Origin of the sequence: Streptomyces sp. NPDC086519 (assembly GCF_040686075.1) — a bacterium.
GTDB classification, from domain to species: Bacteria; Actinomycetota; Actinomycetes; order Streptomycetales; family Streptomycetaceae; genus Streptomyces; species Streptomyces shenzhenensis.
On the sequence record NZ_JBFBJL010000055.1, the window covers coordinates 17,572 to 41,300 of the forward strand.

Sequence of the window (23,729 nt, forward strand, 5' to 3'; positions counted from 1 at the left end):
CACGCGAAGGCGGCGGCCCCTCACCACGAGGGGCCGCCGCCTTGCCGCCGTTGCCGCTCGGCTCAGCTGAAGGAGTCGCCGCAGGCGCAGGAGCCGGTCGCGTTCGGGTTGTCGATCGTGAAGCCCTGCTTCTCGATGGTGTCGACGAAGTCGATCGACGCGCCGCCCAGGTACGGAGCGCTCATGCGGTCGGTGACGACCTTGACCCCGCCGAAGTCCTTGACGACGTCGCCGTCGAGGGAACGCTCGTCGAAGAAGAGCTGGTAGCGCAGGCCGGAGCAGCCACCGGGCTGGACGGCGACGCGCAGGGCGAGGTCGTCACGGCCTTCCTGGTCGAGCAGGGCCTTGACCTTGGCCGCGGCGGCGTCACTCAGGATGATGCCGTCGGTGGCGGTGCTGGTCTCGTCCGATACGGACATCTACATCTCTCCCGGGTTGTACGGAGACTGCTTGCCGACGAGTGCAACCGGCGGGTCCGCTGATTCATTCCGGGCCGGCATGCGCGTTCTCTCGTTTTCCTACCTCTTCATGCTCGCACATGCCCGAAGTGACGCCCAGCAGTCGCCGCCCGCCCCCTCGCGACCTGCGTACCAGGCGACCGCCGTGTCCACCCGACGGCCCCCCTCCCGTTCGGCGCCGGGATTGATGTCACATCGACGCTATGGCCGTCGTCAAAGTGACATGAAGCGGTTATGATAGATAACGTCAGAACGACGAAAAGTAGAAAGGGTGCGTGCCGTGACCACCGCCCAGACCACGGAGCTCGACGTACAGCCGACTCCGCTCGCCCTGCTGCTGCTCGGCCGCGAGGCCGACCCGAAGAGCGAGCGGGGCGTCGAGTGCCCCGGCGATCTGCCCTCCCCGTCCGACCCCGACCTGGTCGCGCGGGCCCGTGCCGCCAAGGAGAAGCTCGGCGACAAGGTCTTCGTGCTCGGCCACCACTACCAGCGCGACGAGGTCATCCAGTTCGCCGACGTCACGGGCGACTCCTTCAAGCTGGCCCGGGACGCGGCCGGCCGCCCGGAGGCCGAGTACATCGTGTTCTGCGGTGTGCACTTCATGGCCGAGTCCGCCGACATCCTGACCTCGGACGACCAGAAGGTGGTCCTCCCCGACCTGGCGGCCGGCTGCTCCATGGCCGACATGGCGACGGCCGAGCAGGTCGCCGAGTGCTGGGACGTGCTGACCGAGGCCGGGATAGCCGAGCAGGTGGTCCCCGTCTCGTACATGAACTCGTCCGCGGACATCAAGGCGTTCACGGGCAAGCACGGCGGCACCATCTGCACCTCGTCGAACGCGCGGCGCGCCCTGGAGTGGGCCTTCGGCCAGGGCGAGCCCTCGGCGACGAAGGTGCTGTTCCTGCCCGACCAGCACCTGGGCCGCAACACCGCCGTCCGCGACATGGGCATGTCCCTGGACGACTGCGTGGTCTACAACCCGCACAAGCCGAACGGCGGCCTCACCGCCGACCAGCTGCGCGACGCGAAGATGATCCTGTGGCGCGGCCACTGCTCGGTGCACGGCCGTTTCTCGCTGGACTCGGTCAACGACGTGCGCGAGCGCATCCCGGGCGTCAACGTCCTCGTCCACCCGGAGTGCCGGCACGAGGTGGTGGCCGCGGCCGACCACGTCGGGTCGACGGAGTACATCATCAAGGCCCTGGAGGCCGCGCCCGCCGGCTCCAAGTGGGCCATCGGCACCGAGCTGAACCTGGTCCGCCGCCTGGCGAACCGTTTCGCCCCCGAGGGCAAGGAGATCGTCTTCCTCGACAGGACGGTCTGCTTCTGCTCCACCATGAACCGCATCGACCTCCCCCACCTGGTCTGGACCCTGGAGTCGCTGGCCGAGGGCAACCTGGTCAACCGCATCGAGGTCGACAAGGAGACCGAGGCGTTCGCCAAGCTGGCCCTGGAGCGGATGCTCGCGCTGCCGTAGCCGTACGGTCCGTGTGTCACCCCGAGCCGGACTTCCGCTCGGGGTGCGCGGGGTCGAGGCTGAAGAGGGTGCCGTCGGGGGTCATGACGGTCACCGCGCCTGCGTACAGCAGCGCCTTGGGGTCGGACGCGTCGCCCGTCGAGGCCGTGCCGACGCGGGGGGCCGTCTCCCACAGGAGGGCGCCCTTGCGGGTGTCCAGGGCTGCCACCCGGCCGCTGGGACTGGCCAGGTAGAGGGTGTGGGTGCGGGAGTCGTACGTCGGGGAGCCGGAGTTCTCCACGCTGGTGCGGGTGTGCCAGAGTTCCCGGCCGGTCAGCGGGGACACCGCCGCCACCTCGCCGTTCGCGCCGGTGATCCACAGGGTGTCCGAGGCCAGCGTCACCGAGCCCTCGTACGTCCTGGCGAGTTTCGTCGTGGTCTGACCGCCGGTCGTCGGGTCCGTCAGGAGGATCCTGGCGAACGTGGAGTCCTGGAGGGAGGTCGAGCCGCTCTCCTGGTCGGCCAGGACCAGGGCCGGATGACCGTCGACGACGCCGAGGAAGCCGCTCTCGAAGGGGATCTGCCGACGCGCGAGGATCGATCCGTCGGCGCGGTCCACCTGCAGCAGCAAGGAGTGCTCGGCGTTGGCCTCCGTGGGGTAGCACTGCGCGTACAGGCCGGTTCCGGCCGACAGGAACGTGCAGTAGGTGCGGGCCGGCAGCGTCATGGTCCAGCGGGCCTCGCCGGTGCGCGGGGAGCGGGCCGTCACCGTCCGGCCGTCACTGCCGGCGGTCAGCACGACGTCGCCGGACATGATCAGGTCGACGTTCTCGTCGTTGACCTTGCGGATCCACCGTTGGTCGCCGTTCGCCGCGTCGAGGGCGACGACGTAGGTCGGGTTGTTCGCGGCGCCCTCCTCGGTGAGGGTCTCCCGGACGAGCACGGTGCCGTCGTGCACACCGAGGACCCAGGAGTCGTACCGGGAGGGTTCGGTGCCGGTCGACGCGAGCGAGGCGCGCCAGACCGTCCTGCCGGTCCGGCCGTCCAGCCGTACCGGCAGGACGCCGTGGCCTCCGCAGTAGACGCTGCCGCCCTGGCTCAGGCAGTCCGACTGGCCGTCCGCCGCCGTGCCCAGCGCGTTGACCTCGCCCAGGTCCGCCGGCTTGTACACCGTGGTCTGCCAGGGCCGCCAGCCGGAGGGCGCCGCGGTCCAGCGCGAGGCCGTCGCGGTGCTCGTCTCCTGTGGGCCGTCCGGGAATCCCGGGCCGTACCGCACGTACCACAGCAGTCCCAGCACCAACGCGCCGGCCACACCGGTGGCGATCAGCAGCGGACGTCCGCGGCGTCGGCGCGCGGGGAACCGGCCCTTACCGCGGCCCCGGCGGCCGAGGCCGCCCGCGGTCGTCGTGCCGGGGTGGGGCCGGTCCGCGAGCGGCACGTCGGACGCGCGCAGCGTCACGGTGCGCGGGTCGTCCTCCTCCGGTTCGGGCAGTGCGGCGAAGTCCCGGGCCAGATCGTCGAGTTCCGGGCGGTCCACGGCCTTCTTCGACAGACAGCGCTCCAGGATGCCGAGCAGCGGCTGCGGTACGCCGTCGAGCGCGGGCGGGTTGTGGATCACCCAGTACGCCGTGAGGTACGGGCTCTCGGCGTCGAAGGGGCCCTTCCCGGTCACCGCGTACGCCAGCAGCGCCCCCAGCGAGAAGACGTCCGAGGCCGGGCCGACCGCGCGCGGGTCGGTGAACTGCTCCGGGGACATGAAGGGCGGGGTGCCGATCATCTGGCCGGTCTCGGTCAGGGTGTGGCCGCTCTCCACCGCCCTGGAGATGCCGAAGTCGATGACGCGGGGGCCGTCGTCGGCCATCAGGACGTTCGCCGGTTTCAGGTCGCGGTGCACGACCCCCGCCCGGTGGATGTCCCGCAGCGCCTCGACCAGTCCCAGCGCCACCCGCCGCAGTTCGGTGCCGCGGAGCGGGCCGCCGTCGCGGATCCGGTCGGCCAGGGAGCGGCCGGCCACGTACTGGGTCGCCATCCAGGGCCGTACCGCCTCCGGGTCGGCGTCCACCACCGGTGCGGTGAAGGCGCCGCTCACCCGCCGGACGGCCTCGATCTCCTGCCGGAACCGGGCCCGGAAGACGGTGTCCTCGGCGTACTGGGCGTGCACGATCTTGACGGCGACCTCACGTCCCGACCGGGACCTGCCCCGGTACACGATTCCCATGCCCCCGGCCCCGAGCCGGTCGACCAGCTTGTACCCGCCGACCGACCTCGGGTCCTCACCGCGCAGTGGCACTGCCCGAACTTCCTTCCCCAGCAGATCAGTTCGCGCCACAGAATACGGAACCGCGATGTCCGGCGGCCGGGTACCGACGGGTTCGGTACCCGGCCGCCGTGGATCAGCCGGTCACACGCCCGCGGGCGCCGGTTCCTCGGCGGCCGGCCGCAGCGCCTCGCCGCCCCTCCTCGCCGCCCGCTTCCCGGCCCGGCGCTCCTTGCGGAGTTCGAGCATCGCGTACAGCGTCGGGACGAGCAGCAGGGTGAGCAGCGTCGACGTGATCAGACCGCCGATCACCACCACCGCGAGCGGCTGGGCGATGAAGCCGCCCTCGCCGGTGACGCCGAGCGCCATCGGGAGCAGGGCGAAGATGGTCGCCAGAGCCGTCATGAGGATCGGGCGCAGCCGGTGCCGGCCGCCCTCGATCACGGCCTCGACGACGCCGTGGCCCTGCTTCCGGTACTGGTTGATGAGGTCGATCAGCACGATCGCGTTGGTCACCACGATGCCGATCAGCATCAGCATGCCGATCATCGCGGGGACGCCCATCGAGGTGCCGGTGACGACCAGCAGGCCGATCGCGCCGGTCGCCGCGAACGGGATGGAGACCAGCAGGATCAGCGGCTGGACCAGGGACCGGAAGGTCGCGACCAGCAGCATGAAGACGATCGCGATCGCCGCCAGCATCGCCAGGCCCAGGTTCTTGAACGCGCTGTCCTGGTCCGAGGTGACCCCGCCGATCGAGGCGGTCGCGCCCGCCGGCAGCTTCAGCGCCTTGATCTTCGCCTGGAGCTGGGTGCTGACCGCGCCGGTGTTGTCACCGGTCGGCTTGGCGGTGACGGTGGCGGCGCGCTGACCGTCGATCCGGGTCAGCGACACGGGGCCGGCCACCAGCTTCACGGTGGCGATGTCGCCGAGCTTCACCGAGCCCAGCCTGAGGGCGCGCAGCTGCGCCAGGGTCTCGGCCGGCTGGGCCGACTTCACCACGATGTCCCGCTCGGTGTCGTCGAGGGTCGCCTTCCCGGCCGTGGTGCCCTTGACGGCCTGGGTGACGGCGGCGCCCAGCGTCTGGTCGTCGAATCCGGCCGCCGCGGCCCTGGAGTCGGCCTTCACCGAGATGCGCGGCACGCTCTGGGAGAGGTCGCTGGTGACGTCGGTGACATCGTCCAGCCCGGCGACCGCGGCCCGGACCTGTTCGGAGGCCTTGCGCAGCACGTCCCCGTCGGCCGCCTTCACGACGACGCTCAGGTCCTGGCTGCCGAATGCGTCACCGGCCGACACCGTGGTCGTACCGACGCCCGGCAGTTTGTGCAGGCCGTCCTCGATGGCGTTCTGCACCGTGTCGTACGACGCCGAGTCGTCCAGCATCACCGAGTACGACGCCTGGTTGGTGTCGGTGCCGCCGCCGAAGGCCGCCATGAAGCCGGACGAGCCGACCGTCACCTGGTAGTCCTTCACCCCGTCGACGGAGGCGAGCAGCTTCTCGACCTTCTTCGCCTGGGCGTCGGTCGCCGCCAGGCCGGTGCCGGGCTTCAGCTCCTGCTTGACGGTGAGGACCTCCTGGTCGCCCTGGTCGAAGAAGTTGGTCTTCAGCAGTCCGGCCATGCCGAACGTGAGGACCAGGACCACGACCGCGATCAGGACACTGGTGAGGCGGCGCCGGGTCGCGAAGCGCAGCACGGGAACGTAGGCGCGCTGCAGGCGGCTGCCGGCCTCCTTCTCCTCCGCCGTGCGGCGGGCTTCCGCGGCGTCCTCGGGGGTGCCCTTCGGGGCGCGCAGGAACCAGTAGGACAGGACGGGGACGACCGTCAGGGAGACCAGCAGGGACGCCAGCAGCGCGGCGGTGACCGTGATGCTGAACGAGCCGAACAGGGCGCCGACCATGCCGCCGACCAGGCCGATCGGGAGGAACACGGCGACCGTGGTGAGGGTGGAGGAGGTGACCGCGCCGGCCACCTCGCGGACCGCGCCGAGGATGGCGGCCCGGCGCTCCTCGCCGTAGCCGAGGTGGCGCTTGATGTTCTCCAGGACCACGATCGAGTCGTCGACGACCCGGCCGATGGCGATGGTGAGCGCGCCGAGCGTGAGCATGTTGAGGGACAGGCCGCGGGTCCACAGCACGATCAGCGCGAGGACCACCGACAGCGGGATGGACACCGCCGTCACCAGCGTGGAGCGGACCGAGGCCAGGAAGACCAGGATGACCAGGACCGCGAAGAGCAGGCCGAGGGCGCCCTCGGTGGTCAGGCCCTTGATGGACTTGGAGACCGCCGGGCCCTGGTCGCTGACGACGGTGAGGGTGGCGCCGGAGCCGAGGTCCTGACGCAGCTTCGGCAGCTTGTCCTTGACCGCGTCGGAGATGGAGACCGCGCTGCCGTCGTGGTCCATGGTGACGTTCACGGCGAGGCTGGGGCGGCCGTCGGTGCGGGTGATGGAGTCGGCCGGGGCCTCCTGCTCCCGCACCGCGGCCACGTCGCCGAGGCGCACCGGCTTCTTCACCCCCTGCCCGGTGACCATCAGGTCCCTGATCTGCGTCAGCGAGGTGAGACCGCCGCCGACCTGGACGGTGCGGTTGGCGCCGTCCTCGGTGAAGGAACCGGCCGCGACGGTCGCGCCGGCCGCCTGGAGCGACTGGGCGAGCGCGGCGGGGGTGAGCCCGGCGCGGCCCAGCTTCGCGTCGTCGGGGGTGACGGTGACCTGGAGGTCCCGGACACCGGTGACCTGGACCCGGCCGACGCCGTCGATGTCCTTCAGGGCCGGGACGACCGTCTTGTCGAGCTGGTCGGCGAGGGCCTGCTGGTCCTTGCCGGAGGTGACGGCGAGGACCACGGTCGGCATGTCGTCCGTGGAGCCCGTGATGACCTGCGGGTCGACGGCGTCCGGGAGCCGGGCGCGGTTGACGGCCAGCTGGACGTCGGCCACCAGCTGCTTGGTGTCGCTGCCGTAGTCGAAGGACGCCATGATCACGGCGTTGCCCTCGCTCGCGGTGGAGGTGACACCGGTGACGCCGTCGACGCCTTCGAGGTTGTTCTCGATCGGCTCGACGATCTGCTTCTCGACGACGTCCGGTGCGGCGCCCTGGTAGGGGACGAGGACGGAGACGACCGGGAGTTCGATGGTGGGCAGCAGCTGCTGCTTGATCTGGGGGATGGCGATCGCCCCGAAGACGAGCGCGATCAGGGATATGAGGCCTGTCAGGGCCCGCTGCGCGAGGCTGAATCTGGACAGCCAGGACATGGGTCGGGGTCTCTTTTCGGTGAGCTGCCGTGAGCTGCTGTGCGAAGCAGATGGGGCACCTGTGAGTGCCCGCCGCACCACCCTCGCCCATCGAAGGCCCTGCTCACGTAGGCCCTGGGTGCCGTTCCCCGGTCCGGCTCCTACTCCCGCCGCAGTACGCCCGGGTGGAGGTCAGTCCATCCTCGGGCGGACCAGTCCGGACTCGTACGCGATCACCACGAGCTGCGCCCGGTCCCGTGCGCCCAGCTTGGCCATGGCCCGGTTGACGTGCGTCTTCACGGTCAGCGGGCTGACTTCGAGGCGTTCGGCGATCTCGTCGTTGGAGTGCCCGCCGGCGACCTGGACCAGGACCTCGCGCTCCCGGGAGGTGAGCGCGTCGAGCCGCTCGGAGCGGGCCGGGTCGCGGCCGGCGTCGCCGATGTCGCCCTGGGCGAGGAAGCGGGCGATCAGGCCCTTGGTGGCCGCCGGGGAGAGCAGCGCCTCGCCGTCGGCGGCCAGGCGGATGGCGCTGAGGAGTTCCTCTGGTTCGCTGCCCTTGCCGAGGAAGCCGGAGGCGCCCGCGCGCAACGCCTGGACGACGTAGTCGTCGACCTCGAAGGTCGTCAGGATCACGACCCGGACGTGGGTGAGGGAGGGGTCGGCGCTGATGAGCCGGGTGGCGGCCAGTCCGTCCGTGCCCGGCATCCGGATGTCCATCAGGACGACGTCGGCCTCGCGCTCCTTGGTCAGCCGCACCGCCTCCGCGCCGTCGGAGGCCTCGCCGACCACCTCCATGTCGGACTCGGAGTCGACGAGCACCCGGAAGGCGCTGCGCAGCAGTGCCTGGTCGTCGGCGAGCAGGACACGGATCGTCATGCGGAATCCCCCAGCGCGGCCGTACGGTCCCTCGTACGACCGCTCGTACGGTCGTCGGTGTCGGTCTTGACCGGCAGGATCGCATGGACGCGGAAGCCGCCGCCGTAGCGGGGGCCGGTGGTGAGGGTGCCGCGCAGGGCGGTGACGCGCTCGCGCATGCCGAGCAGGCCGTGGCCGCCGCCGGCCTCGGGGGCGGTGTCCTCGCCGGGGCCGTCGTCGAGGACGGTGACCTCGATGCGCGGTCCGACGCGTACGACGCTGACCTCGGCCCTGGCAGCGGGGCCGGCGTGTTTCTGCACGTTGGTCAGTGCCTCCTGGATGATCCGGTAGGCGGCCAGGTCGACGGCTGCGGGCGGGGCGGCGCCCTGGTCGGCGCGGGCGACCTCGACCTGGAGGCCGGCGTTGCGGAAGGTGTCGGCGAGTTCCTCCAGGAGGTGCAGGCCGGGGGCGGGTTCGGTCGGCGCCTCGGGGTCGCCTGACTGGCGGAGCAGGCCGACGGTGGCCCGCAGCTCGTTCAGCGCGGAGCGGCTGGCCTCGCGGACGTGCCCGAGGGCCTCCTTGGCCTGGTCGGGCCGCTTGTCCATGACGTGCGCGGCGACTCCCGCCTGCACGTTGACCAGGGCGATGTGGTGGGCGACGACGTCGTGCAGGTCCCGGGCGATCCGCAGCCGTTCCTCGGCGACCCGGCGGCGGGCCTCCTCCTCGCGGGTCCGCTCGGCGCGCTCGGCGCGCTCGCGGATGGCCTGGACGACGGCGCGCCGGCTGCGGACGGCGTCCCCGGCGGTGGCGCCGATGCCGGTCCAGGCGAAGATCGCGAGGTTCTCCTGGGCGTACCACGGCAGGGGCCCCGCGACCATCGCCGCGGTGGTCAGCACGGTCATGGTGAGCAGCCCGGCCCGCAGGGTGGTGCGGCGGTCGGTGGTGGCGGCGACGGTGAACAGGGCGATCACGGCCGCCATCGCGACGGGGGCGCGGGGGTCGCCGAGGACGCACTCCAGCACGGAGGCGGCGCCGGTGACGGCCAGGACCGTCTTCGCGGCGCGGCGGCGGAAGACGAGGGCCGCGGCGGCCAGCGTCATCAGGACGAGGCTGAGGGGGGCGGGGGTGCGGATGCCCCAGGCGACGCCCCGGGCGCCGTGCGGAGCGGCGAAAGAGCTCACGGCCATGCAGACGAGGGCGCCCGCGGCGATGACCGCGTCCACGGCGAGTGGATGAGCGCCGGCTCTGCAGCGGGCTCTTTCGAGAGTGCTCACGACGTGAACAGTACGGCCGGTGCGGGCGGGCCGGAACCGCCGGTTCGGCCCGCTGCGGGCACCGTCCCGGGGGGGGGGGGGGGGGGGCGCCCCCCCCCCCCCCCCCGCCCCCCCCCGCCCCCCCCCCCCCCCCCCGGGGGGGGGGGGGGGGGCGCCGGGGGGGGGGGGGGGGCGCCGGTTTTGTGGCCACCAGGGCGGTGGTGTTTTTACTGCCGGACCGGCTTGGGTACAATTGCCCCCCCGGGGCAGGGCGTGGGGGCGCGGCCGGAACCGGCCGCTCCCCCTCTCCGTGTGTGCGCAGGCCCGGAGGTGCGCTCCCTCACCCGAAGCGGATGTCGCGGGTGGTGGCGGAGGCCGCGGCGAAGGCGAGCAGTTCGACGCCCTCGGCCGCGAGGGCGTCCCGGTCCTGTCTGCGCAGCGGTCGGAAGGGTTCCAGGACGAGGGTCGCCGCCTTCCGCTGCTGCTCGATCCGCCACAGCCCGCTGACGAAGCCGTCGACGAGGAACGTCGACTTGATCAGGCCGTTGCGGGTGAAGACCAGCTTGCGCTGTTCCTCCGCGAGGATGCGGGCGCGATCGGCGTGGGACAGCAGGATGTTGTCGAACTCGGGCAGGAACCGCACCGGAACAGGGGTGTCCGCGTCGGGCAGCGGAGCGTCGAGGAGATCGACCAGTTCCAGCCCGTTCTCGTCGCGGAAGCTGCGCAGCCGGGGCCTGAGCCGCTGTACGGCGTCGGCGAGCCTGGTCATGCCGGACCAGGCCTGGATGTCCTTGACGGTGGCCGGACCGAAGGCGGCCAGATAGCGCTCGACCATGGTGTCCGGTGCGACGGCGGTCGCGAGCGGCCGGCCGAGCCAGGACTCGGCGGTCGTGTGTACGGCCTGCCCGCTCTCGCCCCACAGACCCCGCGGCGGCACCTGCACGAGCGGCACCAGGTTGCGTACCACGTTGGCCAGGGCGAAGGGGTCCCGGTCCGGCCAGCGCTCGGCGAGCACAGAGCCGAGTCCGCCCAGGGTCAGGGGCTCCTTCTCGACCGACTCGCGCCCCAGCGCGGCCACTTCCGCGGGGTCGATCCCTTCGAGCTTGCGGCCGAAGGTGCCCTTGAGCCCCTGCTCCAGGGCGCCCCGGAGCACGGGCCGCAGGGCCAGGCAGTCCTGAGCCGTCACCAGGTGGATCGTGCCGCGCATCAGGACCAGCCTGACCACCTCACGGCTCTTGACCAGGCCGGCCAGGTCGTCGACACGGAAACCCGCGAGCCGGGTCCACAGCCCGATGTAGGGCGGGTTGGGCGCCTGGGCCTGCATGCCGACCAGATGCCCGATCGCCTGCGCCGCGGACATCGCCGAGCGTTCGACGAGCAGTTGACGGGCCAGCAGGCTTCGGTTGAGCGTCCGCCGGTCCAGCACGTCCGGGTCTCCTGTCGCCATGCGGTGTTCCTTTCTCGCGCCAATTCCCCGTACCGACAACAAAGACGGTGGTGCCCCGGGCCGCAACCCGGGGCACCACCGCGGCTCCGAGCCGGTCCTCAGCTCATCCTGACCAGCACGGTGCCGCTGTACTTCCGGGCGAGCAGGTCCAGGAACGCCTGCGGCAGTTCCGCGACCCCGCCCTCGACGACCGTGTGCGGGAAGACGATGCTCCCCTCTTTCAGCCAGGTGCTGAACCGGGCGTTCCACTCCTCGATCTGGTCCGGGGTGTGCAGGGTGGCGAAGCCGCGCAGCGTGAGGTCCTTGGTGATGGCGGACATCAGCGGCAGCCGAGGACTGCCCCCGTCACCCCCGCCGTGCTGGCCGGACAGCGCACCGCACAGCGCGAAGCGGGCACCCCGCGCCGCGAGCTGGACGGCGGCCTCGAACTGCTCCCCGCCGACATTGTCGAAGACGACGTCGAGACCGTCCGGGGCCAGCTCGGCCAACCGCTGTGCCACGGGGCCCTCGTGGTAGTCGAAGGCGGCGTCGAAGCCGAGCTCCTCGACCAGGAAGTCGATCTTCGACTTGGAGCCCGTGCTGCCGATGACCCGCTTGGCACCGCACAGCCTGGCGATCTGCCCGGCCAGCGCGCCGACGCCGTTGGTCGCCCCGGACACGAACACCGTGTCGCCCTCGCGCACGCCCGCCGTGCCGACCATGCCGTGCCAGGCGGTGGGCCCCTGGGACAGGAAGTACTCGGCACCGGGCAGCAGGGCGCGGTCACGCCGGTAGAACTCGTGGGCGGGGCCGACGGCGTACTCGCGCCAGCCGGAGAAGTGCTCCACGAGATCGCCGACGGCGAGCGCCTCGCTGTTCGAGCGGACCACCGTGCCGACGGTACGGCCCCACATGGCGACGCCCGGCTGGAAGACCGGTATCGGCAGCTTCGTGTCGGGATTCATCTGGTCGCGGGCGACCGAGCCCAGGGTCATCCAGTCGTTGCGTACGACGACCTGGCCCTCGGCCGGCTCGGACAGCGCCGACTCGCCGTACTCGAAGTGCTCGAGGGTGACCTCGGCGCCGGGATAGGCCGCCAGGCGGATCTCCCTGCTGACGGACGGAAGCCGGACGCTGCTCATGTGGTGCTCCTTTGCAGATGAACGGGGAGGCTGACCAGGTTGTGGTTCACGTCGCCGACCCTCCACAGCAGCTCGCTCTCCGGTACGGCCACCCGGGCGTCGGGATAGCGGGCGGTCAGCTCCTCGAGCGCCACGGCGAGCTCGACCCGTGCCAGCGGAGCACCCAGGCAGTGGTGGATGCCGTGGCCGAAGGCCAGATGGGGGTTGTCGGTGCGGCCGAAGTCCGTCGTCTCGGGGTCGGTGAAGACAGCACCGTCGCGGTTGGCGGAGGCGAAGGCGAGGAACACGGCGTCCCCGGCGGGGATGGTCACGCCGGCGACCGTCACGTCCTCGGTGGCGATGCGCGGCAGGCCGGAGGTGTCGTTCGCCGTCAGGTTCACGGTACGGAGCAGCTCTTCGAGGGCCCCGGGGATGTCCTCGGGATGTTCGCCGAGCCGCCGCCAGAAGTCGGGATGGTGCTCGAGCAGGGTCAACGTGAAGTTGGAGATCTGGCCCGCGGACGAGTCGTATCCGCCGCCCAGCAAGGTGTAGCCGAGCCCGACCAGTTCCTCGAAGCTGAGCCGGTCCTCGCCGTCGCGGGCGGCGATCAGCGCGGAGAGCACGTCGTCGGCCGGTTCGGCCTGCTTGCCCGCGACCAGCCCGGCGATGTAGGCGCCGAGATTCTCCCGGCCCTCGACGGCCAGCTCCTCAGGGCCCGACACGTCGGCGAACTGCCGCACCCAGGTGAGGAACTGGTCCCGGTCCCGCTCCGGCACACCCAGCAGCTCACAGATGACCGCCATGGCCAGCGGAGCGGCGAAGCCCTCCACGAGATCCACCGGGCCGCCGTCCGACTCCTTGTCCAGCGTGTCCAGCAGCCGTCCCGCCAGCTCGCGCACCCGGGGCCGCATGCCCTCGATCCGAGCCGCGGAGAAGGCCTGCTCGGCCAGGACCCGCAGCCTGGTGTGGTCCGGCGGATCGAGCGAGATGATCATTCCGGGCGGGGCCTGGAACAGCCCGCTGAACTTCGGGGCGTCCGGTGCGTACGAGGCCGCTCTGCTGAAACGGGTGTCGTCCAGCACCTGTTTGACATCCTCATGGCGCGTCACCAGCCAGGCATGACCGCCTCCGGTCCACCGCACACGCACGACGGGCCGTTCCGTGCGCAGCCGGGTGAAGACCGGATCGGGCCCCCGGTAACTCGTACCCGGGAAAGGGAATTCGGGCAGCTCTGAGCTCTCCCCGGACGTTCGGGCGGTCATGGCCAAGCCTCCAGACTCAGGTCAGCGGGCGGAAGAAGGAACGGAGCTCGTCGACGAGCAGCTCCGGCTGTTCCAGCGCCGGGAAGTGTCCGCCGCGCTCGTGATCGGTCCAGCGGCGCAGATCGGTGAAGCGGTGTTCGCACCAGGCGCGCGGCATCCGGGCGTCCTTGGGGAACACTGAGCAGGCGGTCGGCACATCGACGCGCCCGAGTGCCATCTTGTTGTGGCTCTCCCAGTAGATCCGGGCGGAGGAGGCGCCGGTGCCGGCCAGCCAGGCGAGGGTCACCGCGTCCAGCAGCCGGTCACGGTCGATCACCTTCTCCACGTCGCCGTCGTGGTCGCTCCACGCCCAGTACTTCTCGATCATCCAGGCCAGCTGGCCCGCGGGGGAGTCGGCCAGGCCGTACCCGAGGGTCTGCGGACGGGTCGCCTGGAGTACGGAGTAGGCGCCCTCGTTGGTCTGGAAGTCCTTGAGCGCGGCGAGGCCGGCCAGATCGCGGGCGTCCAGCTCCACCTGCTCCTGCGGCGGCCTGGCGAAGGGCATCGCCAGGTGGATGCCCAGAAGGTGGTCCGCCTCCGTCTCGCCCAGGATTCCGGTCAGGAAGGAACCCCAGTCGGTGCCGTGCGCCGCGTACCTCTCGTAGCCGAGCCGGTTCATCAGCGCGGCCCAGGCGGCGGCCGTGCGCTCCACGGTCCAGCCGGCGGTGGCCGGCTTGTCGCTGAAGGCGAAGCCCGGCAGCGACGGGCAGACCACGTGGAAGGCGTCGGCCGGATCCTCGGGGTCGGTCAGCGGGCCGATGATGTCGAGGAACTCGACGACCGATCCCGGCCAGCCGTGACTGAGCAGCAGCGGTTTGGCGTTCGCGTGCCTCGACCGTACGTGCAGGAAGTGGATCCCCAGCCCGTCGATCTCGGTACGGAACTGGGGCAGCGTGTTCAGCCGCGCTTCGGCCGCCCGCCAGTCGTACGTGTCGCGCCAGTACGCGGCGAGCTCCTGGAGGTAGCCGAGCGGTACGCCCTGCGACCAGTCGCCGACGGTCTCCCGGTCGGGCCAGCGGGTCCGGGCCAGCCGGTCGCGGAGATCGGCGAGGTCCGCTTCGGGGAACTCGACCCGGAAGGGTGTGAGTGCCGTGCTCATACGTCTTCCTCCTGGACTGCCGCGGCTCTGTGCCACGGAACGCTACGGACGCCGGCTCGAGCACGGGTCGAACTCACCACTTGACCGGCAGCTCCCACAGCCCGTAGATGACCGCGCCCTCCTTGCGGGGTATCTCGAGGAAGGGCTTGGCGAGTCGGAGGGTCGGGATGCGCTGGAACAGCTTGCTCCACACGATCTCCAGCTCCAGCCGGGCGAGGTCCGCGCCGATGCAGTGGTGCACGCCGTGCCCGAAGCCGAGGTGCTTGCGGCTGCCGCGGGTGATGTCGAGCTTCTCCGGGTCCGGGAAGACCTCCGGGTCCCGGTTCGCGGCGAGACCGAGGCAGAGGATGCCGTCGCCCTTGCGGATGACCTGACCGCCGATCTCGATGTCCTCCAGGGCGACCCGGGGGACCGCGGTGTCACCGATGGTCGCGAAGCGCACCAGTTCCTCGACGGCGGGCTTGACCAGTGACGGGTCGGCGAGGAGCAGGGCGAGCTGGTCCGGGTTCTCCAGCAGACACGCGGTGCCCAGCGAGATCTGGCTGGCCGTGGTCTCGTGCCCGCCGTTCATCAGCAGTCGGACCATGTTGAACAGGTCGCGGTCGGTGTACTCCTCGCCGGACGCCTCGTAGTCGGCCATCGCCCGGCTGAGCAGATCCTCGCCCGGCTCCGCCTTCTTCAGCTGGATGAGGTCGTTGACGTACGCGTTCACCTCGACGATGGCGGCCTGCCGCTCCTCGGTGGAACTGTGGCCGCCGAGCAGCGCCGTGCCGTGCCTGATGAAGAACTCGTGCCGGTCCTGCGGGATGCCGAGCAGCTCGCAGATCACGGTCATCGGCACGGGCAGCGAGAACGCGTGGTGGAAGTCGACGACGGGCGTCATCGCCAGCAGCCTGTCGAGGTGGTCGTCGACGATCTCCTCGATCCGCGGCCGCAACCGCCGTACCTGGCGGCTGGTGAAGGTCAGCGCGGCCTTGCGGCGGGTGTCGCTGTGCGCCTTCCCGTCGTAGCCGATGAAGGAGGTCTCGGTCCGGTACTCCGGCGGGGCGACGAAGTAGAAGGGGAAGTTCGCGTGCCTGCGCGACGCGCTGACCCGTGGGTCGGTGAGCAGTTGCCGGATGGTCTCGTAGCCGGCGACCGTCCAGATCCGCAGACCCGACCCGGTGAGCGTGACCTGGGAGACGTCCTTCTCGACGATCTCCGTGTACTCCTTCGGCGGAGTGAACGGGCACTGCCGCCGGTAGGGGAACGTGCTGGTCCCCGCCTCGGCGGTGCCCGGCTCCGTAGCGCTGGTTGTCACAGTGATTCCTTCCTCATGGGGAATCGGACAGCACGAACTTCCCGTCGCACGGTGCCAGCGCGTGCTCGCACACCGCTGGAGCCGGGCCCCGGACACCGGCGGCCTCTTCGGGCCCCGAGCGGGGCTCGAGCGTGGTCCCAGCACAACTCCGGCGCGGCTTCCTAACCTCCCGCAATGGGCATCGCACCGACTGAGGGACGGACAACCGGGACCGGGCCGCTGAACGGGCTGAAGGTGGTCGAACTGGCGGCGATCGGGCCCGGCCCCTTCGCCTGCATGATGCTCGCCGACCTCGGGGCCGAGGTGATCCGGGTCGACCGGGCCGACGGCCGCCGCTCGTTCGCGCAGTGGCACCGGATCCTGGACCGCGGGCGGCACAGCAGGGCACTGGACCTGAAGAGACCGGAAGGCGTCGCCGAGGTCCTGGACCTCGTGGCGGACGCCGACATCCTGGTCGAGGGCTTCCGCCCGGGAGTGGCGGAGCGCCTCGGCGTCGGCCCCGACGTGTGCCTGGAACGCAACCCCGCCCTCGTCTACGCCCGGATGACGGGCTGGGGGCAGGACGGGCCGCTGGCCTCGACCCCCGGGCACGACATCAACTACCTGGCGCTCACGGGCGCGTTGTACGCCATCGGCGAGGCCGGCGGTCCCCCCGTCGTCCCGGTGAACTTCCTGGGCGACTTCGCCGGCGGCTCGATGTTCCTGGTCGCCGGCGTCCTCGCGGCCCTGTACGAAAGGCAGCGGACCGGTCGCGGACAGGTCGTCGACGCCGCCGTCGTGGACGGCGTGGGCGCGATGCTCGGCATGCTCGTCGGCATGTCCGCGGCCGGCCAGTGGCAGCACGAGCGGGGCGCGAACCTGCTGGACGGCGGGGCGCCGTTCTACACCTGCTACGCGTGCGCCGACGGCGGACATGTGGCCGTCGGAGCGCTGGAAGAACGTTTCTACGCGGCGCTGCTTCAGGGGCTCGGGATCGACGGGGAATCACTGCCCGACCGGAACGACCCGCTCAACTGGCCTGCCCTGAGGCGAAAGTTCGCGAACCACTTCGTCCGGCGGAACCGGGAGCACTGGGCTCAGCTGTTCGAGGGCACCGAAGCGTGCGTGACACCGGTGCTGAGCGTCGCGGAAGCCGCCTTTCACCCGCACCACCAGGCACGCGGAAGCGGACCCGCCGCCGTGGCCCCGCGCTTCCTGCGCGCTCCAGCGAGACTCCACTGACCACGGGCACTGTGTGAAGCCCATGGTCCAAGGCTGTCCGGGCGCGTGCGGAATCCCCGACGACTACCCCGGTCCCCCCCCAAGATCTGAGAGGTACACCATGGCCATTTCCTCCGAGCAGGTTCCGTCCACCGAGACGGAGGTGACAAGGGACGACACGGCGGACACGCCGACCGGCGCGGCGCCGCCCGACCCGAAGCGATGGCTGGCCCTGCTGGTGCTGCTGGTCGCCGCCTTCATGGACATGCTGGACGGGACCATCGCGAACGTGGCCGCACCGGTCATCCAGCACGGGCTCGGCGGCGGCTACTCCGTCATCCAGTGGGTTCTGGTGGGCTACCAGCTCAGCTTCGCCCTCATGCTGATCCTCGGCGGGCGACTCGGTGACATCTACGGCCGCAAACGCATGTTCCTGGTCGGGGTCGCCGGCTTCACACTGGCCTCCCTGGGCGCCGGACTCGCCCAGGAGCCATGGCAGTTGGTGGCCTGCCGGATGATCCAGGGTGCCTTCGCCGGCATCATGGTGCCGCAGATCCTGGCCATCATCCACGTCACCTTCTCGGCCAAGGAACGGGCCGGCGCCTTCGCGATGTACGGCGGGGTGGCGGGGCTGGCCGCGGCCGTCGGCATGGGCGCGGGCGGCCCGCTGGCCGAGTGGGACCTGTTCGGCCTCGACTGGCGGCTCATCTTCCTGATCAACATTCCGGTCGGCGTCGCCGGCCTGATCTACGCCCCTCGCGTGATCCGCGAGTCCAAGGCGCCGCACGCCCTCAAGCTCGACGTCCGGGGCGTCGCCCTGGCCACCGTCGGTCTGCTGCTGCTGATCTTCCCGCTCCTCCAGGGCCGCGAACTGGGCTGGCCACTGTGGGGCTTCGTGTCGATGGCGGCGTCGGTGCCGGTACTGACGGCCTTCATCCTGTGGCAGAAGCACAAGACCCGCCTGGACGGCTCCCCGCTGATCGAACTGGCGCTGTTCCGGATCCGCAGCTTCTCGTCGGGCCTCGGCGTCAACCTCGCCTTCTACATCGGCATCGGCATGTTCAACATCGGCTGGACCGTCTACATGCAGGTCGGCCTCGGCTGGTCGCCGATGCGGGCGGGCCTCACCAGCCTTCCGTTCTGCATCGGTGCCTTCCTCACCTCGTCGGCCGCGATGGTGGCCCTGGTCCCCAAGTTCGGCAGGAAGGTCCTGCAGGTCGGCGCGGTCGTCACCGTCCTCGGTGCGCTGAGCTTCCTGTGGGCCGCGGGCCACTACGGCAGCGGTATCGGGTCCTGGCAGCTCGTGGTCCCGATGCTCCTGGTCGGTCTGGGCTTCGGCCTGATCGCGGCGCCGCTGCCGCAGATCGTCATCTCCGAGGTGCCGCTGAAGGACGCGGGCTCCGCCTCCGGCGTCGTCCACACCAACGCCCAGCTCGGGTTCGCCATCGGCGGCGCCCTGGTCAGCGTGGTCTTCTTCGGCGGGCTCGCCGGCAACACCGGCACGGCGATCGACGACCAGTCCGCACAGCTCCGCAAGGAGTTGGTGGCCACCGCCCAGCTGACCCCGGGTGAGGCGGACGCGACCGTCGCGGCCTACCGGGAGTGCGCCGTCGACCGGGTGCGGGAGAAGGACCCGGGCATCGTTCCGCAGAGCTGCTCCGCTCCCGCGCTCCAGGACGAGCAGGCGGCCCCGGTCCTCGCCGAGTACGCCAAGGACGCGAACGGCACCTCCTTCGCGCACAGCCTGAAAACCACCCTGTGGGTGTTCGGCGGAGTCGTCGCCGTGGCCTTCCTGCTGATGCTCGCCATCCCGCGGCAGATGCGCCTGGAGGCCCCCGAGGAGGAAGCGGGGGAAGCGGACGACAGCACGGGCACGGCCGCCCAGGTGGCCTGACCCGGCCGGCCCCCGTACACGGCGGGACCGGACGGCAGCGGCCGTCCGGTCCCGCCTCGCCGTTGCGGGCACGGTCCATCGCCGCTCCAGCCGTTCTCCGGGTCCGCGCCGGACCGTGGGACAAGCAACCGCGAGTCGCCGGTCACCGTCGGCGCACACAGGACCAGGGAGGGGCGATGGCCGAGCAGAGCTTCCAACTCTACGACACGACCTTGCGAGACGGCACCCAGCAGGAGGGCATGGTGCTGACGGTCGAGGACAAGCTCGCGGTCGCACACCGGCTCGACGCACTCGGCGTCGGATTCATCGAGGGGGGCTGGCCCGGGGCCGTACCGAAGGACACCGAGTTCTTCCGCCGGGCCGGCACCGAACTCGACCTGAAACACGCCGTGCTGGCCGCGTTCGGTGCCACCCGCAGGCCCGGCGTCCCCGCCTCGCTCGACCCGCAGGTGCGTGCCCTGCTGGAGGCGGAGACCCCGGTGGTGACCCTGGTGGCCAAGAGCCACACCGGCCATGTGCGGCACGCGCTGCGCACCACGCTCGCCGAGAACATCGCCATGATCGGCGGCACGGTACGCCACCTGGTGCGCGCGGGCCGGCGTGTCTTCGTCGACGCGGAGCACTACTTCGACGGCTATCAGCTCAACCGCGAGTACGCCCTCGCCGTCGTCCGCACCGCGGCTGAGGCGGGCGCCGAGACGGTCGTGCTGTGCGACACCAACGGGGGGTCACTGCCCGACGAGGTGGCGTCCGTCGTCGCCGAGACCCTCGCCCTGACCGGCGTACAACTGGGCATCCACTGCCACGACGACACCGGCTGCGCCGTCGCCAGCACCATGGCCGCGGTGGACGCCGGCGCCGTCCACGCCCAGGGCACCGCGCACGGCTACGGCGAGCGGTGCGGCAACGCCGACCTGTTCACGGTCATCGCGAACCTCGTGCTCAAGCGGGGCCGGGAAGTCGTACCGCTGGAAAGGCTGCGCGAACTCGCCCGGACCGGCCGCGCCGTCACCGAGGTGACCCAGGTCCCCGGCCGCACCGCGGCTCCCTACGTCGGCACCTCGGCCTTCACCCACAAGGCGGGCCTGCACGCGTCCGCGCTGCGGGTCGACCCCAACCTCTACCAGCACACCGACCCCGCCCTGGTCGGCAGCACCATGCGCACCCTCGTCTCCGACATGGGCGGACGCTCCTCGATCGAGCTCAAAGCCCGCGAACTGGGCTACGAGGTGGAAGCGGGCTCCGACGAAGTGGCCCGCGCCGCGGCCCGGGTGAAGCAGCTGGAGAACGACGGCTACAGCTTCGAGTCCGCCGACGCCTCCTTCGAGCTGCTGCTGCGCGAGGAGCTGGCCGGCGGCCCACCGCCCCCGCCGTTCGAGGTCGAGGCGTGGTCCGTACGGGTGCTCGGGCTGCACGACGGCGAGGTCCGCACCGAGGCCACCGTGCAGCTGGTCGTCGAAGGGCGCCGGCTCACCGCGACCGGGCACGGCAACGGCCCCGTCAACGCCCTGGACACCGCGCTGCACAGCGCACTCGACCCCTGCTTCCCGGCCCTGGCCCGGCTGCAACTCACCGACTACCGGGTACGGGTGCTCAGCGGCGAGACCGGCAGCGGGGCGTCGGCCCGGGTGCTCATCTCCTACCGGGACGGCGAGCGCAGCTGGGGCACGGTGGGCGTGGACGGCAACACGGTCGCGGCGAGCTGGCGCGCGCTGCTCGACGCCGTCCACTACGTCCTGCTCGACCGGCGGCCGGGACCCGGGCCGGTCCAGGACGCCTCGTCGCTGGCTGCCGCCGGTACGGGATGAGACCCCGCCCTTCCTCGTTGCTTGGAGTGACAGTGCGTCTGGAAGACGTCTACATACGGGGAACCTCCACGCGGCTTCCCTCCCGCATCACCGTCGCCGATGCCGTGGCCTCCGGAGCCTGCCCGCCCCGGGTGGCGGCGGCCACCGGCATGGAGTCGGTGGCGTACTCGCCCGAGGAGTCGGCGGCCGAAATGGCCGCGACCGCCGCCCGGACCGTCCTGCGGCGGGCAGGCGTCCGCGGCGGCGACATCGACCTGCTGCTGCACGCGGACACCTACCACCAGGGCCAGGACCTGTGGCCGGTGGCCTCGTACATCCAGCGCGAGGCGCTGGGCAACACCTGCCAGGCCGTCGAGATCCGGCAGATGTCCAACGGCGGACTCACCGCACTCGACCTCGCCACCGCCTACCTGACCGCGGGCCACGGGCACGGGGACGCCCTGCTCACCACCGCCGACCGGTTCTGCCCCCCGGGCATCGACCGCTGGAACACCGACCCCGGCACCCCCTACGCCGACGGCGCCACCTCGCTGCTGCTCTCCCGGCGCGCTGGATTCGCCCGGCTGGTCTCGCTCGCCCTGCACGCGGACCCGGAACTGGAGCCGTTGCACCGCGGTGACGACCCGTTCACCCGCGCCCCGTTCGGCCACCGCGTCCCCGTCGACTTCGAGGAGGCCAAGCGTGCCTTCGTCGGCCGCACCGGGATCTCGTACGCGATCAGCCGGGCCCACAACGGCCAGCAGACGGTGATCAAACAGGCGTTGGCCGACGCCGGTTCGGAACTCCTGGAGGCGGACTGGGTGGTGCTGCCGCACTTCGGGCAGCGGCGCCTGCAGTCCATCTACCACAAGCCGTTCGGCATCGATCCCGCCCGCACCACCTGGGACTTCGCCCGGACGGTCGGCCACCTGGGAGCGGGCGACCAGTTCGCCGGCCTCGACCACCTGCTGGTCTCGGGGCGTGCCGCGCCCGGCGACCGGTGCGTCCTGGTCAGCGTCGGCGCCGGCTACAGCTGGGGCTGTGCCGTCCTGGACATCCTCGAACGACCGGACTGGGCCGCCCGATAGCGGCCGCTCCACCGGCACTCCAGTTTCGCTTGAGCAAATCATGCCAGCCTTGAGATCCGCCCCGTTGCGGACAGCCCGAAGGGAAGGTTTGCCGTGGCGCCGACCGCTACGTCCGAGACCGAAGCACCCCATGTCACGGAGCACTCCATCACGGTGTCGGCGCCGCCCGCCACCGTCTACGCGCTGGTGGCCGACGTCACCACGTGGCCCCAGGTGTTCGGTCCCACCGTGCACGTGGAAGTGCTGGAAGAGGCCGCGCCGGGCGGGGGCGAGCAGCTCCTGCGCATCTGGGCCGTCGCCGGCGAACGCGTCCGCACCTGGACCTCGCGCCGCACCCTGGACCCGGTCGCCCGTACGATCACCTTCCGCCAGGTCGTCACGGCCGCTCCCGTCGCCTCGATGGGCGGCGAGTGGCGCGTCCAGGAGCTGGAGAACGGCGGCACCCGGGTCACGCTGCTGCACGACTACCTTGCCGTGAACGGCGATCCGGCCGCCGAGGAGCTGATCGCGCAGGCCGTCGACCGCAACAGCCGCGCCGAGCTGCTGGCCCTGAAGAACACCGCGGAGCAGGGTGACATCCGCGAGGAACTCCACTTCACCTTCAGCGACTCCGAGATCGTCTTCGGCGCCGCAGGCGACGTCTTCGCCTTCCTGGACCGCGCCGACCTGTGGCCGCAGCGGCTGCCGCACGTGGCCCGTCTCGAGCTCAACGAGGACGAACCCGGCATCCAGCGCATGGACATGGACACCCGCAGCCCGGACGGCTCCACCCACAACACCACCTCGGTCCGGGTCTGCTTCGAGGACCGGAACGTCATCGTCTACAAGCAGCTGCGGGTTCCGGTGGCCATGAGCGGCCACACCGGGCGCTGGGTGATCGAGCCGCTCGAGGACGGCACCACCAGGGCCACCTCGTGGCACACCGTGACCCTGGACCCGGACGGGGTGCGGACCGCGCTGGGCCCCGAGGCGACCCTTTCCGAGGCCCGTACTCTGGTCCGTGAGGCCCTCGGTGCCAACAGTTCCACCACCCTGCGTCATGCCAAGCAGTTCGCGGAGGAAGCGCGTGCCGAATCGTAGTCAGGACACACCCATGACGGTGATCAACCGTTTTCAGGTCAAGGGGGACAGCGAGCGGTTCGTGCGGAAGTTCCGGGCGCATTCGCAGTACCTGCGTACACGACCGGACTTCGACTTCCTGGTGACGGTACAACTCGTCGAATCGCCGCAGGTGTTCGTGAACCTCGGGCACTGGCGCACCGTCCGGGGTTTCCTCCGGACCGTCCACGACGACACCTTCCAGGCCCACGTCAGACAGCTCGGCCCGATGATCGACACCGAGGCCGACCAGGCGCTGAGCGTGGCGCGGGTGCTCAAGGAGAACGCGATCGTCGGGGCGGAGAACGTTGTCCTGACCCGCGCCAGGCCGCACCGCGACCCGCATGGGTTCGAGAGGCGGTTCGCCGAGCTGAACGAACACTTCGCGCGACTGGGCGGCTTCGGCGGAAGCGATCTGCTGCGCTCCACGCTCCACCCCGACACCTACATCGGGATCCAGTGGTGGCACGACACCGAGGTGTGCGACCGGGCGTTGGACAACGGCCCTCGCCGCGCCCTGGCCGACCTGATGGCGCGGAACGCGGACGTCTTCGTGGAACGCGGCCGGCACCTGGCGTACGAACGCGTCCTCAGCTGACCCGCACCCGGGGGCGCGCGGGCCTCCACCCGCGCATGAGCCCGCTTCGAGCACTGCGGCGCACGCTGGTCCCATGGCGAATCCGATGAGTATCACCGTGGTCCGTGGACGGCCCGACGAGACCGAACTGGCGGCTGTGACCGCCGTGCTGCTGGCCCTGGCCGGGCGTGCCGGTCACCCGTACGCGGCCGGCGCAGCGACCGCGACGGCCTACGCCGGCTGGACCATCAAGAACGACGGCCACCGGACCGCGGCGGCCTGGCCGGGTCGATGAACCGGCCTCGCCGCACGTGTTCGGGCGAGGCCG

Annotated in this window: 18 protein-coding genes; 8 read left to right on the top strand and 10 right to left on the bottom strand. The window is 71.3% G+C overall.

Annotated features, from left to right (window positions below; translation table 11 throughout):
- Positions 1–62: 62 nt before the first annotated feature.
- Positions 63–419: an iron-sulfur cluster assembly accessory protein gene (locus AB0P24_RS36465; RefSeq protein ID WP_030951236.1), complete on the bottom strand. Its 357-nt coding sequence runs from the start codon at positions 417–419 to the stop codon at positions 63–65.
- 319 nt (positions 420–738) lie between these two features.
- Here AB0P24_RS36465 and nadA point away from each other — a divergent pair, with 319 nt between their 5' ends.
- Positions 739–1,935 carry a quinolinate synthase NadA gene (gene nadA / locus AB0P24_RS36470; protein WP_365801663.1) on the top strand — a complete coding sequence of 399 codons (1,197 nt, stop codon included), beginning with the start codon at positions 739–741 and terminating at the stop codon, positions 1,933–1,935.
- A 16-nt stretch (positions 1,936–1,951) separates the two neighbouring features.
- On the opposite strand, the gene AB0P24_RS36475 is transcribed toward nadA, so the two are convergent.
- The 9 genes from AB0P24_RS36475 to AB0P24_RS36515 form a co-directional block, all read right to left on the bottom strand.
- On the bottom strand, positions 1,952–4,204 hold the full coding sequence (locus AB0P24_RS36475) for a serine/threonine-protein kinase (protein WP_365801665.1): 2,253 nt from the start codon (positions 4,202–4,204) through the stop codon (positions 1,952–1,954).
- A gap of 111 nt (positions 4,205–4,315) precedes the next feature.
- Positions 4,316–7,423: an efflux RND transporter permease subunit gene (locus tag AB0P24_RS36480; RefSeq protein WP_365801667.1), complete on the bottom strand. Its 3,108-nt coding sequence runs from the start codon at positions 7,421–7,423 to the stop codon at positions 4,316–4,318.
- Between the two features lie 171 nt (positions 7,424–7,594).
- Positions 7,595–8,278 carry a response regulator transcription factor gene (locus AB0P24_RS36485; RefSeq protein WP_365801669.1) on the bottom strand — a complete coding sequence of 228 codons (684 nt, stop codon included), beginning with the start codon at positions 8,276–8,278 and terminating at the stop codon, positions 7,595–7,597.
- Complete coding sequence (locus tag AB0P24_RS36490; RefSeq protein ID WP_365801671.1) at positions 8,275–9,531, bottom strand: sensor histidine kinase; 1,257 nt, start codon at positions 9,529–9,531, stop codon at positions 8,275–8,277. The genes AB0P24_RS36485 and AB0P24_RS36490 overlap by 4 nt, the downstream gene beginning before the upstream one ends.
- Before the next feature lie 319 nt (positions 9,532–9,850).
- Complete coding sequence (locus tag AB0P24_RS36495; protein ID WP_365801673.1) at positions 9,851–10,957, bottom strand: winged helix DNA-binding domain-containing protein; 1,107 nt, start codon at positions 10,955–10,957, stop codon at positions 9,851–9,853.
- Between the two features lie 98 nt (positions 10,958–11,055).
- A complete protein-coding gene (locus AB0P24_RS36500) occupies positions 11,056–12,078 on the bottom strand; it encodes an NADP-dependent oxidoreductase (protein ID WP_365801675.1) in 1,023 nt (340 codons plus the stop codon).
- A complete protein-coding gene (locus AB0P24_RS36505) occupies positions 12,075–13,319 on the bottom strand; it encodes a cytochrome P450 (protein ID WP_365801677.1) in 1,245 nt (414 codons plus the stop codon). The genes AB0P24_RS36500 and AB0P24_RS36505 overlap by 4 nt, the downstream gene beginning before the upstream one ends.
- A 16-nt stretch (positions 13,320–13,335) precedes the next feature.
- Positions 13,336–14,457, bottom strand: a complete 1,122-nt coding sequence (locus AB0P24_RS36510; protein WP_365801679.1) for an epoxide hydrolase family protein — start codon at positions 14,455–14,457, stop codon at positions 13,336–13,338.
- A gap of 73 nt (positions 14,458–14,530) precedes the next feature.
- The gene (locus AB0P24_RS36515; RefSeq protein ID WP_365801681.1) at positions 14,531–15,757 is read right to left on the bottom strand and encodes a cytochrome P450; all 1,227 of its coding nucleotides are present in this window, start codon (positions 15,755–15,757) and stop codon (positions 14,531–14,533) included.
- Between the two features lie 174 nt (positions 15,758–15,931).
- Between AB0P24_RS36515 and AB0P24_RS36520 the strand changes: the two genes are divergently transcribed.
- The 7 genes from AB0P24_RS36520 to AB0P24_RS36550 all read left to right on the top strand — a co-directional run bounded on the left by AB0P24_RS36520 (position 15,932) and on the right by AB0P24_RS36550 (position 23,696).
- The gene (locus AB0P24_RS36520) at positions 15,932–16,978 is read left to right on the top strand and encodes a CaiB/BaiF CoA-transferase family protein (protein ID WP_365801683.1); all 1,047 of its coding nucleotides are present in this window, start codon (positions 15,932–15,934) and stop codon (positions 16,976–16,978) included.
- A 100-nt stretch (positions 16,979–17,078) separates the two neighbouring features.
- Positions 17,079–18,851, top strand: coding sequence for an MFS transporter (locus AB0P24_RS36525; RefSeq protein ID WP_365801685.1), 1,773 nt, complete (start codon positions 17,079–17,081; stop codon positions 18,849–18,851).
- A gap of 176 nt (positions 18,852–19,027) precedes the next feature.
- On the top strand, positions 19,028–20,659 hold the full coding sequence (cimA, locus tag AB0P24_RS36530) for a citramalate synthase (protein WP_365801687.1): 1,632 nt from the start codon (positions 19,028–19,030) through the stop codon (positions 20,657–20,659).
- A 32-nt stretch (positions 20,660–20,691) separates the two neighbouring features.
- Positions 20,692–21,726, top strand: coding sequence for a ketoacyl-ACP synthase III family protein (locus tag AB0P24_RS36535; RefSeq protein WP_365801689.1), 1,035 nt, complete (start codon positions 20,692–20,694; stop codon positions 21,724–21,726).
- A gap of 93 nt (positions 21,727–21,819) precedes the next feature.
- Positions 21,820–22,806, top strand: a complete 987-nt coding sequence (locus AB0P24_RS36540; RefSeq protein ID WP_365801691.1) for an aromatase/cyclase — start codon at positions 21,820–21,822, stop codon at positions 22,804–22,806.
- 13 nt (positions 22,807–22,819) lie between these two features.
- A complete protein-coding gene (locus AB0P24_RS36545) occupies positions 22,820–23,422 on the top strand; it encodes a hypothetical protein (RefSeq protein WP_365801693.1) in 603 nt (200 codons plus the stop codon).
- 73 nt (positions 23,423–23,495) lie between these two features.
- Positions 23,496–23,696: an acyl-CoA carboxylase subunit epsilon gene (locus AB0P24_RS36550; protein ID WP_365801695.1), complete on the top strand. Its 201-nt coding sequence runs from the start codon at positions 23,496–23,498 to the stop codon at positions 23,694–23,696.
- Positions 23,697–23,729 lie beyond the last annotated feature (33 nt).